The sequence below is a fragment of the Accumulibacter sp. genome, assembly GCF_016789985.1.
GTDB lineage: Bacteria > Pseudomonadota > Gammaproteobacteria > Burkholderiales > Rhodocyclaceae > Accumulibacter.
This window is the reverse complement of record NZ_JAEUOL010000008.1, coordinates 22,583-38,471: the sequence shown is the minus strand read 5'-3', so window position 1 is coordinate 38,471 and position 15,889 is coordinate 22,583. Positions and strand designations below refer to the sequence as shown.

Below are 15,889 nucleotides of genomic sequence, written 5' to 3'. Positions count from 1 at the left end.
GTCACGTGCCCACCCTTCTTGAGGATGGACTTCAGGGCATGAAAGACCTCGGTGATCCAGCGCAGGCCTTCCGAGAAGCTCGCGGCACCGACCGGCATGATCATGAATTCCTGGAAGTCGATCAGGTTGTCGGCGTGCTTGCCGCCGTTGATGATGTTCGCCATCGGGGTCGGCAAGGAGAAGTCGCGGTTCTTGTGGATTTTGCCGATGTACTTCCAGAGCGGCAGCTTGCTGACATTGGCACCAGCCATGGTGATCGCCATCGAAGCACCGAGGATCGCGTTGGCACCGAGACTGGACTTGTTCGGCGTACCGTCGAGAGCGATCATCGCCTCGTCGAGTTCGCGCTGGTTGAGCGGATTCTTGCCCTTGAGCAGCTTGGCGATCCTGGTATTGACTGATTCGACGGCCTTCAGCACGCCCTTGCCCAGATAGACCTTCTTGTCGCCGTCGCGCAGTTCGCAGGCTTCGAACTCGCCGGTCGAAGCGCCCGACGGAACCGCCGCGCGGGCCATGAAACCGTTGTCGAGCGTGATGTCGACCTCGACTGTCGGGTTGCCGCGCGAGTCGAGGATCTGCCGGCCGACGACCTTGGTGATCTTGACGAATTCGGGGGGGGGCGCTGCCTCCGCAAGCTGTTCGACTGCTTCGACTTGTTCGGTTTTTTTCGCTTTCTTTACCTTTTCGGCTTTTGCCATGATCGAGCTCCGTAGGAGTGTTTGGGTGGAAAGTGCGCTGGAAAATCCTCCCGCTGATCATACCGAATTCAGATGATGCGGCGCAACGTTTGCCGGGCTGCAAAGCACCTTTTCCGATCAGGCGAAGCCAAAAGCCAGGGTACGGATCAGCCGTCGCTTCTCTTCGGTCAGTCTGGCCAGATCCTGTTTGCCGATCATCCCCTCGCGCAGCAGTCGGGCAAAGACGAAAATGAGCTGCGAATGGCGGAAGTCATACTTCTCGTCGACCGCCTTGCGCTGGCTGCCCAGCCAGTCGTGGATGGCCCACAGATCGACCAAGGCGGCCAGCTTGCTGAAGTAGCCGCTGGCGTCGTGCCCTTGCAGCCGGACCGTCAGGCCGAGGGCAGCGAGCGTGGTGCCGACCAGGATGGCGAGCTGCGCCATTTCGCCAAAGTGACCACAGAACTGCTAGAAGAGCAAGAAGACGCTGGCCGCCAGCACTAGGGCGCCGAGGAAGGAGGCGATGCGCAGGCCGAGCGAGAGCTGGCGGCTGCACTTGTCGTGGTCGATGTCGTAGTCGCCGGCTTAGAGGACGAGCAGCGTTTCGTGGTAGGCGGTCAGCGCCTGCTGTTGGTTTCGCTGAGGCCGAGCACGCCGGCCGCCTCGAGGCATGCCGGTTCGGCGTGGAAGAGGCGGATTTCGTCGGCCCGCTGCTGCGCCGCGTCCGGGAGGAGGACTGGTCCAGGGGGTCGTTTGTTCGCTCATGGCAGGAGTGATTATGCGCCATTGCGCCTGCCGCGGACCAGCAGCCGGACTTGTTTGCCGCTCAAAGGGAAGCCCTTCGCCGGCAGAAGATCGCCGGCCGCATGGCGGCCGGCGGCATGGGTGGTCTAGAGGATTTTGACTTCGACCTTGCGTGGTTGCGCGTGCTCGGCCTTCGGGATGGTCAGCTTGAGCACTCCTTGGCTGAACTCGGCGCCGACCTTGTTGGCGTCGAGTTCCTTGGACAGGGTGAACACGCGCCGGTAGCGCGGCAGGTTGACCTCGGCGTGGCTGGCCTCCATGCCGGCAGGCATTTCGAGATCGATCTCGCCTTCGATGGTCAGCGTGTCGGCTTCCACCTGCAGGTGCAGCTTGTCCTTCGGGACGCCGGGCAGGTCAGCGTAGAGCGTGATTCCCGACGCATCCTCGATGACGTCGACCGGCGGCAGCAGGGCCGCCTCGTCGCCGCTCGCCTGTTTCTTGACTGCGTTGTTGTCGGACATGTTCGATCCTCCTTACTGAATGGTGATGCGGCGTGGCTGTGCCGACTGCTTGCGGGCGATGCTGATGCGCAGCACGCCGTCGCGATACTTGGCGTCGACCGCAGCGGGATCGATGTCGTCGGGCAGTGTGACGACCCGCCGGAAGCGGCCGGCGAAACGTTCGTCGATATGCACGGTGGCGTCTTCGCCGGGTGCGGTCAGCTTGCGCTCACCGGCAACGGTGAGCACGCCCTTCTCGATCTGCACGTCGAGTGTCGCCGGGTCGATGCCCGGTGCGAAAGCGTAGATCTCGACAGACTGCTGGGTGCCGCCGACGTTCATGGCCGGAAAGCCGCCGCGGGCGATGCCGCGAATGCTGGGCGACAGACGGAAAGTCTGCTGCATCTCGCGTTGCAGCCGATCCAGTTCCGCCAGCGCATCGCGGGGAAATAGGGAGCGGTACATCATGTCGAATCCTCCATCGGTTGGTGAGAGGCGCCAGGGGTGGCGCTTGACTGCCTACGTGGGGGCGGTGCGGCGAACTTCAATATCTTGATTTGTCACGGTCGCGGCACTATTTGCTATCGTTTATCTCTGGCTCTGCAGATCGAGGACGAGGCATGGAATTCAAGGATTATTATCAGATTCTGGGCGTGCCGCGCGAGGCCACGGCGGATGACATCAAGAAGGCCTTTCGCAAGCTGGCGCGCAAGTATCATCCGGACGTGTCGAAGGAGGCCGACGCCGAAGCGCGCATGAAGGAACTCAACGAAGCCAACGCGGTGCTCTCGGACCCCGAGAAGCGTGTCGCCTACGACCAGTTGGGACGTGGCTACCAGCCGGGCCAGGAGTTTCACCCGCCACCCGACTGGGACGCCGGCTTCGAGTTCTCGGGGCGCGGTTTCTCGCCGGGCGAGGCGACCGATTTTTCCGATTTCTTCGCCGAGTTGTTCGGCCGCATGGGCAGCGCGCCGGGTTTCGGCGGTGGCCAGCACGCCCACTTCGCGGCGCGCGGCGAGGATCATCATGCCAAGGTGCTGCTCGATCTGGAGGACGCGTTCACCGGCGCGACCCGCCAGATCTCGCTGCGCGCGCCACGCAGTGATGTGCAGGGGCGGCTGACGCTGGAAACGCGCACGCTGAACGTGAAAATTCCGCAGGGCGTCCATGCCGGGCAGATCATTCGCCTGGCCGGACAGGGATCGCCGGGCGGCGGCGGTGCGCCGCCCGGCGATCTGCTGCTCGAAGTGCGTTTCCGGCCACATCCACGCTATCGCGTGCAGGGGCGGGATCTCCACCTGAGTCTGCCGGTGACCCCCTGGGAGGCGGCCCTGGGTGCGGTGCTGGCGGTCGATCTGCCGGCCGGCAGTGTCAAGGTGCGCATTCCGGAGGGGGCGCAAAGTGGCCGCCAGTTGCGCGTGCGCGGCAAGGGTATTCCGGTCTCGCAGGGCGGTGCGGCGGGCGACCTGCTGCTCGACATCCAGGTGGTGCTGCCACCGGCCAATACAGCTAGGGCGCGAGCGCTTTATGAAAACATGGCGCGCGAACTGGCCTTCGACCCGCGCCAGGAAGGGAGGGTATAAGCCATGCGTGACGAGGAGATCCTGATTGGCAGCCTGATGGAAAACAGTTGGCTGACGCTTGAACAGGTGGCGGCGGCCTGTATCGTCGAACCGACCTGGCTGTTGCGGCACATCGAGGAAGGGCTTTTTCCACACGCCGAGAGTGTTGCCGGCGTCTGGTGCTTCTCCAGCACCAGTCTGCGGCGCGCCCGGCGTATGCGACAACTGGAGCGCGACTTCGATGCCGTGCCGGAACTGGCGGCGCTGATGGCCGATTTGCTGGAAGAGCTGGATGACCTGCGCGCCCGCGTTGAGGAAAGCGGATCACGCTGAGGCGTGTTGCGACCTGCGCCACGGGCAGCCAGGAGCTAAGACTCGCTTAAGCTTGGCGTCCTAAAGTCTCGCCCGTGCTTGCGGCGTCCGTCCTTGCACGGGACGGCCGGCCGGTTGGCGAACCGCAGGCCCACATTCCATTGAATCCAGTTTTCCTGCCATTCTTGACGAAAGACCTATCGAATGAACAAGCCAGTCACCTTCTGCTCCGCCGCTTTCCTGATCATTGCCGCCAGCCTGGCCGGCACCACTTCCGCTGCCGACAGCAAGGCGGCAACCACGCCGCCCGGTGCAACACCGGTTGCCACCGCGGCTGCTCCGGCACGCGAAATCACCAAGGAACAGGCGGTCGAGATGGCCGTCAAGGCGCACCCGGGCGAAGTCACCAAGGCCTATCAGGATACCAAGAAGGGCAAGCAGACCTGGGAAGTGAAGATCAACGGCAGCGACGGCAAGAAGTGGGAAGTGCATTATGAAATCAAGACCGGTGCGCTGATCTCTGAAGAAAGCAAGTGAGCACCAGCCCTGCTAGGTCCTGAACGTCCTGATTCCCTCCTTCACCTCTCTGCTGCCGGCAGAGAGGTTTTTTTCGGTGATTTCGATGCCTGTGAACGATGTCGATGAGCTTCCCGTCTGGGACCCCCTGGTCCGTCTGTTCCATTGGACCCTACTGCTTGGTTTCTGCGCCGCCTGGTTTTCCGAGGGCGAGTTGTTCGAAGGGCTGGCCGATCGCTTCGACGGCGAAGTGATGCAATTCGTCCACGTTTCGGCGGGTTACACGATTGCCGGTCTGCTGTCGTTTCGCCTGCTGTGGGGTTTTGTCGGATCGTCCCACGCCCGCTTCAGCGACTTCGTTTTCAGTCCACCAGTGGTCCTCGCCTATCTGAGGGAGGTGCTGACGCTGCGTGCCCGCCGCTACCTGGGACACAACCCGGCGGGTGGAGCGATGATCGTCGCACTGCTCCTCGGTCTGACCGCGACGGTCTTTACTGGCCTGGCGCTGTACGCTGCCGACCAGGGGCTGGGGCCGTTCGCCGGACTGCTCGTCGGGAGCAGCGAGGCGCTGATCGACTGGATCAAGGAGGCGCATGAGGTTGCCACCAACTTCACCCTGCTGCTGATCGCCGGGCACTTGGTCGGCGTTCTGTGGGAGAGTCTGCTGCACCGCGAGAATCTCGTCCGGGCGATGATCACCGGGCGCAAACGCGCCTGAGGTGGGCCGGTGCTGCTGGAAGGCGGGCTTGTCGCCTGGGGGCAATTGACTTCGTTCGTTGGAAGCGAGGATACTCTTGCGAGACAGAGGGCTTTGTAAACGACAACGGGGTGCAATCATGGCGATACTCAAGGATTTCGATGAACTGGTGGTGAGCTCGCGGCGAGGGCAGCCTGTCGGGGCCATCAAGGAGATGCGCGAGGGTTCGGTGCAGTGTCTCGGCCCGCATGGCCTGCACCGGATGGTCTACAGCGAATGGGGCGATCCGGCCAACCCGCGTGTCCTGCTTTGCGTGCACGGCTTGACGCGCAATGGACGCGACTTCGATGTGCTGGCCAATGCACTGGCCGAGGATTACCGGGTGGTCTGTCCGGACGTCGTCGGCCGTGGGCGCAGCGATCGCCTGCCGTTTTCCGACGACTACGCGCTGCCGGTTTACGCCAACGACATCATGACGCTGATCGCTCGCCTGGGGGTGGATGCCGTTCACTGGGTGGGGACCTCGATGGGTGGCCTGATCGGGATGTTTCTCTGCAGCCTGCCGGGCTCGCCGATCCGACGCCTGGTGCTCAACGACGTCGGGCCGGTGATCGCCCTGGAGGCTCTGCAGCGGATCGGTGAATACCTCGGCAAGGCCCCCGATTTTCCCGACCTGGCGCAGGCCGAGGCCTACGTTCGTCTCGTCTGCGCACCGTTCGGCAACCTCAGCGATGCGCAGTGGCGCTACATGACCGTGGTTGGCATGCGACCGAAACCGGGTGGTGGCTTCGAGGTGAACTACGATCCGGCGATCGCCCAGCCGTACCAGAAGGCTTTCCTCGAGGCCAAGGAAATCAGCCTGTGGCCGATGTACGACGCGATTCGCTGCCCGACGCTGGTAGTGCGCGGCGTTCAGTCGGACATTCTGCTGCATGATACGGCGGCCGAGATGAGCACGCGCGGACCCGGGGCGAAACTGGTCGAGGTGGCGGGAGTGGGGCATGCTCCGATGTTCCTCGATGAGTCGCAGGTGCGCATCGTCCAGGACTTCCTGCTCGCCGATCAGGGCTGAGCGGCGGGCGCCGGGCAGGACCGGCACCCCTCCAGCGATGAATCTGGCCCATCTGCTTGCGCGTACCGCCCGCGTCTTTCCGCAGCGGGCAGCCGTGGCGCTCGGCGAGCGCGAACTGTCTTCGTACGCCGAGCTGGCCGGGCGGGCGGCGGTCATCGCCGGCGGCCTGCGCGGTCGGCTCGGGCTGCCGGTCGGCGCGCGCGTCGCGCTGCTGATGGCCAACTGCCCGCAATATCTCGAACTCCTCTTCGCCATCTGGCACGCCGGTCTGGTCGTGGTGCCGATCAATCACAAGCTGCATCCGCGCGAAGTCGCTTTCATCCTCGAGAATTCCGCAACGTCGCTGCTTTTTGTCGGCACCGGACAGGCTGCGGCGGGGACAGCGGAGCACGACCCGGGCTTGTGGCGTGACAGTGTGCCTGGCCTGCGCATCGTCGCGGTCGATGATGCCGATTACCGGCAACTCGCCGGCGGACAGGCGATTACCGTCACGCCGCGCGCGCCGGATGACCTGGCCTGGCTGTTCTACACTTCAGGCACGACCGGCCGGCCGAAGGGGGTCATGTTGTCGCAGCGCAACCTGCTGGCGATGACCCTCTCGTACTTGCCGGATGTCGATCAGGCGATGCCGTCCGACAGCATCCTCTACGCGGCGCCGATGTCGCATGGGGCCGGCATGTACAGCCTGGTCCATGTGCTGGTCGGGGCGCGCCACGTCGTTCCCGCCTCGGGCGGTTTCGACCCGCAGGAGATCCTCGTCCTGGCGCGCCATTTCGGCCAGGTGTCACTGTTTGCCGCGCCGACCATGGTGCGCCGCCTGGTCGACCAGGTGGCGGAGCAGGCGGCCGACTGCAGCGGCATCAAGACCATCGTCTACGGGGGTGGGCCGATGTACCTGGCGGACATCCGGCGGGCGCTCGAAGTGCTGGGTAACCGGCTGGTCCAGATTTACGGGCAGGGCGAGAGCCCGATGACGATTACCGCACTCGCCCGTCGGCATCTCGCCGACCGCGGCCATGCGCGCCATCTCGAACGTCTCGCCTCGGTCGGCGTCGCGCACAGCGTCGTCGAAGTGATCGTCGCCGATGCCGATGGCCGGCCGCTGCCTGTCGGGGAGAGCGGCGAGGTGCTGGTGCGCGGCGACACGGTGATGCAGGGTTACTGGCGCAACCCGGAAGCGACGGCCGCCACCCTGCGCGGCGGCTGGCTGCATACTGGCGATCTCGGCAGTCTCGATGCCGACGGCTTCCTGACGCTCAAGGATCGCAGCAAGGATGTGATCATCAGCGGCGGCAGCAACATCTATCCGCGCGAGGTCGAGGAGGTGCTGCTGCGCCACACCGCGGTGGCCGAGGTGTCGGTGGTCGGCCGGCCGAGCACGGAGTGGGGCGAGGAGGTGGTTGCTTTCATTGTTTGTCGGCCCGGGGCGTCGGCGCCGCGCGAGGAACTCGACCACCTTTGTCTGGAGTCGATCGCGCGCTTCAAGCGCCCGAAGGATTATGTCTTTGTCGCCGAACTGCCGAAGAACAATTACGGCAAGGTCCTGAAAATCGAGTTGCGGCGCCGGTGGAGCGAGTCAGGAGGGAACTGAGCATGGGTGGAAGATTGCAGGACAAGGTGGCGATCATCACTGGCAGCGGCTCGGTGGGGCCGGGGTGGGGCAACGGCAAGGCGATGTCGGTGCTCTTCGCACGCGAGGGCGCGCGGGTGGTCGGAGTGGATATCGACGCCGAGGCGGGTGCCGGCACGCAGGAGATCATTGCCCGCGAGGGTGGCACGGCAATCACCGTGGTGGCCGACGTGACCCGTGACGCCGACGTTGAGCGACTGGTGGCGAGCGCGCTCGACAGCTTCGGGCGGATCGACATTCTGGTCAATAACGTGGGCATTGCCGTTGTCGGCGGTCCGGCCGAACTCGACGAGGCGACCTGGGACCGCTTGATGGCGGTCAACCTCAAGAGTGTCTACCTGACTTGCCACCACGTGCTGCCGGTGATGATCCGCCAGCACGGCGGAGCGATCGTGAATAACGCCTCGGTAGCGGTGCTCGGCTGGGCTGGCGTCAACTACGGCTTCTACGCCGCGAGCAAGGGGGCGATGGTGGCAATGACCCGGACCATGGCTATCCGGCACGCCACCGAGGGGATTCGCGCCAACTGTGTGCTGCCCGGCCTGATGAACACGCCGCTGGTTCACGCGGCGCTGACCCGGGTCTACGGCGCGGAGGGCGATATTGCCAACCTGATCCGTACGCGTGACGCGCAATGCCCGCTGGGCCACATGGGCGACGCCTGGGATACCGCTTACGCTACGCTGTTTCTGGCTTCGGACGAGGCCAAGTACGTCACCGCCACCGAACTGCTGGTCGATGGCGGACTGTCGGCGCGCTTCGCCTAGCCGGGTGGCCGGTTTCTCAGACGTCGCCTGGAGAATGCGTCAACGGCAGAAATCAGCGGCACAAAAAAGCGCGGAACCGATGGCTCCGCGCTTTTTTGTCTTGTCCCCACGAGTGCCGTCAGGCCGGCATCCTGAACCTGGGTTCAGTTAGGTCACTTCCCTTCCGCATCAGGTACGCCCGACATGGGGCACACACAACAGCGGTTTCTATGGTCCGCGACCAATGCCAATTTGCATTGGTTCAAGGAATCTATGACCTTAACAAGCACCGCAGGGAACTCTCTTGGAGGCTGGCATCGGCAACTACCCCGACTGCAGCACTGCATCAAGCTCTGCCTCCATGCAGCAGATTCTACCTCTAAGCTCATCCATGTCCAGCCCTATTTCCAATTCAATTTTCTGATGGTCGGCGGGCAGTTCCTGATTGAGACCGAGGTGCTCGTGGGCGATCTGCAGCGCTGCCATGACCGCGAGCCGTTCGGCGATGTTGTTCCTGGTCTTCTCTGCAATCTCCCGCATCTTGCCGTCGACATGGCCTGCCGCCCTAAGCAGAGCGACGCGTTGATCGGGCGGGCAGGCGACACGATATTCCCTGCCGAGCAGGGTGATATCGAGAAAATTGGTTTCGTTGAGCATGGGGTCGGGTTTTCAGCCCTTCGCTTCGGGCAGTTGCTGGGCGAGCAGTTCGAGCCGCGCGCAGGCAGCCGCCATGCGCTCGGCAAGGCGGTCACGGTCGGCCTGGGCGGCAGTCAGCTGTTCGCGGAGTCCGTCATTCTCGCTGCGCAGCGAGCGGCAGAGCGCGACGACCTGAGCAACCTTGCTTTCGAGCGCGGTGAGTTCATTCAGCATGGGCCAGACTATAGATTCAACCCCATTGTCCGGTCAAGGCGTAAGCCGCTCTTCTTGCGGGCGTTTGGTGCGTCAGCCGCCTTTTTGTGGCGCGTCTGGCCGGACAGGCTATAATCATGCCCTCTGTCGTCGCCCAGCGGCGGCAGAGATCGTGCAGGGTGCCGCCTGGCAGCGATGCTGCAGCGGTTCAACGGGAAACAGGTGCGTGTTCGCGTAACACCATGCCTGTGCTGCCCCCGCAACGGTAAGCGAGTGTGGGCGTGTCGAAATGCCACTGGGCGAGAGCCTGGGAAGGCGACAGGTCAAGACTCGCGAGCCCGGATACCGGCCCGCGCACAACACTGAACGGAAGTGCCGCGGGGAGGCGGACACCTGACGCCGTGCGTTTTCGCATGTTGTTCTCCCTTGCGCAGTTCCGCCTTAATGGCTCGCCGGTTTGCGGGGACGCTTGTCGGCAACAGGGAGAATCCATCATGCATCCAAAGAAGAGGCGTGCCCGCTCTGCCGTCACGCTCACCGTCGGCCTGGCCACGCTGTTCCCGGTGGCTTCGCACGCCGCCGATCAGTCACTCGACCCCATCGTGGTGACCGCCACCCGGCAGGCAACCCGCACCAACGAACTGACCAGCGATGTGTCGGTGATCACTCGTGAAGAGATCGAGCAGGCCGGGGAATCGACCCTGGCGCAACTGCTGGCGCGACAGCCGGGGATCCAGTATGTGGAGAACGGTGGCGCGGGAAGCAATGCCAGCATCTTCATTCGTGGTGCCAACAGCAATCAGTCGATCGTGCTGGTCGATGGCCAGCGGATCGGCTCGGCGACGACCGGCAGTCCGACGCTGTCGCGCATCCCGCTCGATCAGATCGAACGGATCGAGATCCTGCGTGGTCCCGCTTCATCGCTCTACGGGGCCGACGCCATCGGTGGCGTGATCCAGATCTTCACCCGACGGGGCGAAGGTCCGCCGCGTGTGAATGCGAGTACCGGTTACGGTTCGTACAATACCAGCGATACCACCGTCGGCATCGCGGGTGGTAGCGAGCTGGTTTCCTACAGCGTGCAGGCGGCCTACCTCAACACCGACGGTTTCAACACCATCCGCAACCGGAAGAATCTGTATTACAACGCCGATCGCGACGGCTACTGGAATCGCAACCTGAGCGCCAATTTTGCACTACGGCCGGCGAAAGGGCAGGAGATCGGGCTCAATCTGCTGGCCAGCAACGGCACCAACCAATATGACTCGAACGACTTCAGCGCACTCGGCGCGGCGAAGAACTACAATAGCGAACAAACGGTCTCGACCTATTCGATCTATACGCGCAACCGCTTGCTCGAGGCGTGGACCAGTACCCTGCGGGTGGGCCGCAGTATCGATGATCTGAAGGACTATGCCGGCAGCGAGCGTACCAGCACCTTTCGCACCAACATGGACCTGCTGTCCTGGCAGAACGACATCAGGCTGCCGATCGGCGAAGCGCTGCTCGCCTACGAGTACAACAAGCAGAGGGTCTCCAGCTCGACCGACTACACGGTCAGCGAGCGGACGATCAACTCGCTGCTCGCCGGCTGGAATGCCAGCATCGATCGGCACCGGCTGCAGCTCAACCTGCGACGCGACGACAATTCCCAGTTTGGCGGGGAAACCACCGGTTCGGCGGGCTATGGTTACCAGTTTACCCCGGAGTGGCGGGCGCACATCTCGTATGGCACGGCTTTCCGGGCCCCCACCTTCAACGAGCTGTACTTTCCCGCCAGTGGTTTTTTTGCCGGCGGCAATCCCGATCTGAAGCCGGAGACGGCCCGCAACACCGAGTTCGGCATCGACTGGGAACGGGCCGGCCAGCGTTTTGCCGCGGTGTTCTACGACAACCAGGTTTCCAACCTGATCGAGTACCGGCCGCCGACCTACGCCCCGGTCAATGTGAGCAAGGCTTCGCTGCGTGGCGCCACCTTGACCTACGACGGACGTTTCGCCGAGTGGGGGCTGGGCGTCGCGGTCGACTTTCTCGATCCACGCAACGAGGGGCAAGGCCCGAACCAGGGCAATCTGCTGGCCCGGCGGGCGGAGAATCAGATGAGCAGTTACCTGACGCGAACCCTGGGCGACTGGGACCTGCGCGCCGAGTGGAAACTGGTTGGCAGGCGTTACGACGACCCGGCCAACCTCATCGAACTGGGCGGTTACGGTCTGGTCAATCTTTATGCCGATTATCGGCTGCAGCGTGACTGGGCGCTTTTCGCCCGGGCCAACAACATCTTCAACAAGGACTACCAGACAGCCAACGACTACGCCACCGCCGGGGCCAACGTCTTTGTCGGGCTGCGTTACACGCCCAGGTAAGCGGAGCGCCGATGCCCACCCGCCGCCGTGCCTTGCTGATCCTCGCCGCCCTGCTCGGGCTGGCGCAGGCCAGCATCGTGCTGGCGTTGATGGTGGGCAGCCTTTCGCTCGCCCCCGGCGAGGTGTTGGCCGCCCTGTGGGGGAACGATTACGGCGTGGCCGGCGAGGTGGTACGCAGCCTGCGCCTGCCGCGCGCGCTGACCGGCTTTGCCTGTGGCGGCCTCCTGGCGCTGGCCGGCGCACTGCTCCAGGTGCTCTTGCGCAACCCGCTGGCCGATCCTTATGTACTCGGTATCTCGGGCGGTGCGGGTATCGGCGCGCTGCTGGCGATCGTCCTTGGCTGGGGGGCTGGCGGGGTCAATGGCCTGGCTTTCGTCGGCGCGCTGGGCGCGATGCTGCTGGTTTTCGGGCTGGCGCACGGGGAGGGCGGCTGGACGCAGTCGCGCCTGCTGCTTACCGGGGTCATCGTTGCCGCCGGCTGTGGTGCTGTGGTGACGCTGATGCTGGCGATTGCTCCCGATGATCGCCTGCGCGGCATGCTCTTCTGGCTGATGGGCGACCTGTCGCAGAGCGGTGAGCCGCAATTGGTGATGGTACTGCTCGTGGTCGTCCTGCTGGTCGCGCTGCCCTTTGCCCGCGAACTCAATCTGCTGGCGCGCGGCGCCGACCTCGCTCAGGCGCTGGGCGTCGAGGTGCGCCCGCTGCGCCGCGGCGTTTACCTGCTGGCTTCACTGGCGACTGCCGCCGCGGTCACCCATGCCGGCGCGATCGGCTTCGTCGGACTGATCGTGCCGCATCTCGTGCGCCTCGCCACCGGCAACGATCAGCGTCTGCTGTTGCCGGCCTCGGCACTCGCCGGCGGCAGCCTGCTGGTGGTGGCCGATACGCTGGCGCGCACCATCGTCGCACCGCAGCAACTGCCGGTGGGAGTGCTCACGGCGCTGATCGGGGTGCCGGTCTTCCTGTTTCTGCTGAGCCGTGCCGCCCCCGCCCGGCGTTGACATGAGCGAGCCCGCGCCCCTCCTGCGCACCCGCGCGCTCGGTGTCGGTCTGGCCGGCCGCAGCTTCTGTCGCGATCTCGAACTGACGGTGCGCGGCGGGGATCGGGTCGCCATCCTGGGCCGCAACGGGGCCGGCAAGTCGACCCTGCTGTCGGTCCTGGCGGGCTTGCGCCAGCCGCAGGCGGGCGAGGTGCTGGTCGATGGCGCGCGCTATGAGCAGCTCGGGGCGCGTGCCAGTGCGCGCCTGCGCGGCTGGCTGCCGCAGGACCGCAGCGAGACCTTCTCGTCAACCGTGCTCGAGACCGCGCTGGTCGGGCGTCATCCGCATCTGGCGCGCTGGGACTGGGAGTCGGAGCGGGATGTCCGCCTGGCGCGGCAGGCGCTGGCGGCGGTTGGCCTGACCGAGCTCGAACGGCGTGACGTGCAAACCCTTTCGGGGGGTGAGCGGCAAAGACTGTCGATTGCCACCCTGCTTGCCCAGGCGCCACGGCTTTACCTGCTCGACGAGCCGCTCGCGCACCTCGACCTCAATCACCAGATGGCGACGCTCGAACTGCTCGTGGCGCTGGCTCGCGAACGGCAGGTCGCCTGCGTGATGGTGCTGCACGAGCCCGGCCTGGCCTTGCGCTTCTGCACGCACGCGCTGCTCCTCTTCGACGACGGGCGCGTCGAGCAGGGCACGTGCGACGAGGCGATCAGCAGCGACTCGTTGAGCCGTCTTTACGGTTATCCGCTGCGTGAGGTGACCGATCAGGGCTTGCGCTGGTTCATGCCGGCCTAGCGCTGCCGGCGGCGGTTGCTCCCCACTGGTGGCCAGGTTGCCGTTCAGGGCGAGGGGTCGTCCGGCGCGGCCGCGATCATTGGCTGGCGAGCCTGCTTGCGGCGGTACATGTCGGCATCGGAGTGCTGGACGAGCGTTTCGACATCCTTTCCATCGTCCGGGTACAAGGCCAGACCGACCGCGGCGCCGGCGCTCGCTGCCAGCGATGCCGGATCGACCGCCAGCAGGGGGGTGCGCAGCAGTTGTTCGAGGTTGGCGCGGGCGCTTTCGGCGTCGTGGCGGTTGTGCACCGCATCGAGCATGACCACGAATTCGTCGCCGGCGTAGCGCGCCACCAGATCCCGGCTGCGCAGCCCGCCGAGCATGCGTTGCGCCATCTCCTGCAGCACCTTGTCGCCGACATCATGGCCGAAGCGGTCGTTGATGTGCTTGAAATCGTTGAGGTCGATGAACAGAATGGCAAACGGGTGCGGTTCGGTGAACGCCGCCTGCCGCGCCAGGCGGTCATCGACCCGGCGCAGGAAGGCTTCGCGGTTGGCCAGGCCGGTCAGCCGGTCGCGCAGCAGTTTGTTCTGCATGGCCCGGAAACTCTTGGCCAGGTCACCGATCTCGTCACTGCGCGCCACGTCGAAAGCCGCATTGAGGTCACCGTCACCGACGCTGCGCGCGGCGACCGCCAGTTGCCTGAGGTCGCCGGCCACCACCGAAAGAACCATGAAGCCGATCAGTACGGTCATCAGCGAGGCCAGCAGGGCGAGGATCACGGTGCGTTCGAAGTTCTGCGTCACGCCGGCCAGGAAGTCGGAACGCGGCACGGCGATGACGATGATCCAGTCCAGGCCGGCTGCATCCTGGATGTGGGCGTAGGCGGCTTCGACCGGTTGCCGGTCAGCCGTCTCGAAGACCGCGGTGCGCGGCTGCGAACCGTGATTCGAGGCGTGCAGCAGCTTGGCGATTTCCCGATAACTGGCCACTACCAGCGGGTCGTTGCTGGCTTCCACGTTGAGCCGGGCATTGCCTCCGGTGGCATCCTGGCGCAGGTGTGGGCCGCGCGAGGTGCCAATCAGATTGCCGTCGGTCTCGACGACATAGGCGATGCCGTTGGCCGACAGTTTGAGCGAACGCAGAAAGTCGTTGACGTGCTGTAGCGAGAGATCGGTGGCGACGACACCCTGGAATTCGCCCTTCGCGTTGTTGACCCGGCGGGCGCGCGTGGCGACCAGTTCCTCGGTCTTGAAGTCGATGTATACCGCAGTCCAGGTGTGCAGGGCGGTACGCTGACCGGCCTGGAACCACGGCCGCTCGCGCGGCTCGAAGATGCGTGCTTCCTGTGCCGGGGCGCGCAAGCTGCCGTCGATTCCGCTGAAGCGGTAGATCGTCCGTGGTCCGCCGCCGGTGGTGCGCAGGCGCAGTTCGGCCTCGCTGTCCGAGTGACGCCAGAGTCCGAAAAACTGGCCGTGACGGTCGCCGTAGTAGGCGTAGTTGTTCGGATCGCGATGTACCGAGGTGGCCAGCCAGAAGCGCGTGCGCAGATTATCGACGTCGTCATTGACGTTGTCGGGCGCCGGGATGCCGGCCGGAAAAGCGGTTTCGAGCACCGCACCGGAGCCGAACACGTGGCGCTCCACCGCTTGTGCCACGCGGTACACCATCTCCGACAACAACTGGTTCGACAGGGTGTCGACGGCGAGCCGTCCCGCCGAATACGACAAGGCGCCGATTGCCGCGGCCAGCAGCAAAACGAGAAGCACATACGGCACCGTGAGCATCTGCCGCAACGACAGGGATTGCAACAACTTCATAGGCCTTCGCCTTCAGCAGGGCGGCATGAAGCATGCCGGCGGGGGAGCAGGGCGTCGCTACGGTCTTGCGGCAGCGCGCGTCCCTGGGCGTCTCGGCGCCAGGACTGGGCGAAGCCCGATGCCGTGCATCCTAGTGCAGCAAGCGGTCAGTGATGGTGATGGAAGTCACGCGAGAAGCGCAGCGGCCATTGCTCGAGGGCCGATGGCCGGCGGTCATTCGGGCTGTGAAGCGGGGGCTGCAGCTTTCCTGACGCTCGGTACATAGTCGAAATCGGCGACCAGGATGTGGTTGTAGAACCACCCGTTGATCAGATACTGGACTTCGTCGGCAATCTCGTCGAGCGTCATCTGTTTGGCGTTCTCGAGCAGATCGAAGAGCATCCGGCGAAATTCCCCGTGCAGCCGCCGATGTGTCTCCAGGTCGGGGTAATGGCAGGCCGCCATCATTTCCTCTTCCTGACGGAAGTGCACCTTGACGTACTCGGTCAACATGGCGAGCGACTTGAGGATTCTGATCTGGTCGCCATCGCCACGGAAGGTGGCGGCAAGATCGAACAATTGCCGATGCTGGGCGTCGATCATCGGCAATCCCACCTCGATCTTGGCAGACCACTCGGCCAACTCAAATGTCATG

At 64.6% G+C, this 15,889-nt stretch carries 17 protein-coding genes, 1 pseudogene and 1 riboswitch; of the genes and pseudogenes, 10 read left to right on the top strand and 8 right to left on the bottom strand.

Going from position 1 to position 15,889, the window contains the following annotated elements:
* The 4 genes and pseudogenes from JNK99_RS00600 to JNK99_RS00585 all read right to left on the bottom strand — a co-directional run.
* Window positions 1-698, bottom strand: a pseudogene (locus tag JNK99_RS00600) (hypothetical protein); the annotation flags it as partial.
* Window positions 699-815: 117 nt separating this feature from the next.
* Window positions 816-1,121, bottom strand: a complete 306-nt coding sequence (locus JNK99_RS00595) for a hypothetical protein (protein ID WP_291847118.1) — start codon at window positions 1,119-1,121, stop codon at window positions 816-818.
* Window positions 1,122-1,567: 446 nt separating this feature from the next.
* Window positions 1,568-1,942 carry an Hsp20/alpha crystallin family protein gene (locus JNK99_RS00590; protein ID WP_291847116.1) on the bottom strand — a complete coding sequence of 125 codons (375 nt, stop codon included), beginning with the start codon at window positions 1,940-1,942 and terminating at the stop codon, window positions 1,568-1,570.
* Between the two features lie 12 nt (window positions 1,943-1,954).
* A complete protein-coding gene (locus tag JNK99_RS00585; RefSeq protein WP_291847125.1) occupies window positions 1,955-2,386 on the bottom strand; it encodes an Hsp20/alpha crystallin family protein in 432 nt (143 codons plus the stop codon).
* Window positions 2,387-2,541: 155 nt separating this feature from the next.
* Between JNK99_RS00585 and JNK99_RS00580 the strand changes: the two genes are divergently transcribed.
* From JNK99_RS00580 to JNK99_RS00550, 7 genes are all read left to right on the top strand, one after another.
* On the top strand, window positions 2,542-3,504 hold the full coding sequence (locus JNK99_RS00580) for a DnaJ C-terminal domain-containing protein (protein WP_291847114.1): 963 nt from the start codon (window positions 2,542-2,544) through the stop codon (window positions 3,502-3,504).
* 3 nt (window positions 3,505-3,507) lie between these two features.
* Window positions 3,508-3,816, top strand: coding sequence for a chaperone modulator CbpM (locus tag JNK99_RS00575; RefSeq protein WP_291847112.1), 309 nt, complete (start codon window positions 3,508-3,510; stop codon window positions 3,814-3,816).
* Between the two features lie 183 nt (window positions 3,817-3,999).
* A complete protein-coding gene (locus tag JNK99_RS00570) occupies window positions 4,000-4,332 on the top strand; it encodes a PepSY domain-containing protein (protein ID WP_291847110.1) in 333 nt (110 codons plus the stop codon).
* 85 nt (window positions 4,333-4,417) lie between these two features.
* Window positions 4,418-5,029 (top strand): cytochrome b/b6 domain-containing protein, encoded by a 612-nt coding sequence (locus JNK99_RS00565; RefSeq protein WP_291847108.1) that lies wholly within the window; start codon window positions 4,418-4,420, stop codon window positions 5,027-5,029.
* A 193-nt stretch (window positions 5,030-5,222) separates the two neighbouring features.
* Window positions 5,223-6,080 carry an alpha/beta hydrolase gene (locus JNK99_RS00560; protein WP_291847123.1) on the top strand — a complete coding sequence of 286 codons (858 nt, stop codon included), beginning with the start codon at window positions 5,223-5,225 and terminating at the stop codon, window positions 6,078-6,080.
* A 37-nt stretch (window positions 6,081-6,117) separates the two neighbouring features.
* On the top strand, window positions 6,118-7,671 hold the full coding sequence (locus tag JNK99_RS00555) for an AMP-binding protein (protein WP_291847105.1): 1,554 nt from the start codon (window positions 6,118-6,120) through the stop codon (window positions 7,669-7,671).
* A 2-nt stretch (window positions 7,672-7,673) separates the two neighbouring features.
* Window positions 7,674-8,477, top strand: coding sequence for an SDR family oxidoreductase (locus JNK99_RS00550; RefSeq protein ID WP_291847102.1), 804 nt, complete (start codon window positions 7,674-7,676; stop codon window positions 8,475-8,477).
* A 303-nt stretch (window positions 8,478-8,780) separates the two neighbouring features.
* On the opposite strand, the gene JNK99_RS00545 is transcribed toward JNK99_RS00550, so the two are convergent.
* Together JNK99_RS00545 and JNK99_RS00540 are read right to left on the bottom strand one after the other, a co-directional pair.
* Window positions 8,781-9,113 carry a cell division protein ZapA gene (locus JNK99_RS00545; RefSeq protein ID WP_291847099.1) on the bottom strand — a complete coding sequence of 111 codons (333 nt, stop codon included), beginning with the start codon at window positions 9,111-9,113 and terminating at the stop codon, window positions 8,781-8,783.
* A 12-nt stretch (window positions 9,114-9,125) separates the two neighbouring features.
* Window positions 9,126-9,326, bottom strand: coding sequence for a hypothetical protein (locus tag JNK99_RS00540; protein ID WP_291847096.1), 201 nt, complete (start codon window positions 9,324-9,326; stop codon window positions 9,126-9,128).
* Window positions 9,327-9,465: 139 nt separating this feature from the next.
* Window positions 9,466-9,674, top strand: a riboswitch (cobalamin riboswitch).
* A 125-nt stretch (window positions 9,675-9,799) separates the two neighbouring features.
* On the opposite strand from JNK99_RS00540, the gene JNK99_RS00535 reads away from it, so the two are divergent.
* The 3 genes from JNK99_RS00535 to JNK99_RS00525 are packed head-to-tail and all read left to right on the top strand — an operon-like array spanning window position 9,800 to window position 13,453.
* Window positions 9,800-11,671 (top strand): TonB-dependent receptor, encoded by a 1,872-nt coding sequence (locus tag JNK99_RS00535; RefSeq protein WP_291847093.1) that lies wholly within the window; start codon window positions 9,800-9,802, stop codon window positions 11,669-11,671.
* An 11-nt stretch (window positions 11,672-11,682) separates the two neighbouring features.
* Complete coding sequence (locus JNK99_RS00530) at window positions 11,683-12,672, top strand: iron ABC transporter permease (protein ID WP_291847090.1); 990 nt, start codon at window positions 11,683-11,685, stop codon at window positions 12,670-12,672.
* A 1-nt stretch (window position 12,673) separates the two neighbouring features.
* Entirely contained in the window at window positions 12,674-13,453 is a 780-nt protein-coding gene (locus JNK99_RS00525) for an ABC transporter ATP-binding protein (RefSeq protein ID WP_291847088.1), read from the top strand.
* Window positions 13,454-13,497: 44 nt separating this feature from the next.
* Here JNK99_RS00525 and JNK99_RS00520 read toward each other — a convergent pair whose 3' ends face one another.
* Together JNK99_RS00520 and JNK99_RS00515 are read right to left on the bottom strand one after the other, a co-directional pair.
* Window positions 13,498-15,255 carry a sensor domain-containing diguanylate cyclase gene (locus JNK99_RS00520; protein WP_291847086.1) on the bottom strand — a complete coding sequence of 586 codons (1,758 nt, stop codon included), beginning with the start codon at window positions 15,253-15,255 and terminating at the stop codon, window positions 13,498-13,500.
* 213 nt (window positions 15,256-15,468) lie between these two features.
* Window positions 15,469-15,888 (bottom strand): hemerythrin family protein, encoded by a 420-nt coding sequence (locus JNK99_RS00515; RefSeq protein WP_291847085.1) that lies wholly within the window; start codon window positions 15,886-15,888, stop codon window positions 15,469-15,471.
* Between the last annotated feature and the right edge of the window lies 1 nt (window position 15,889).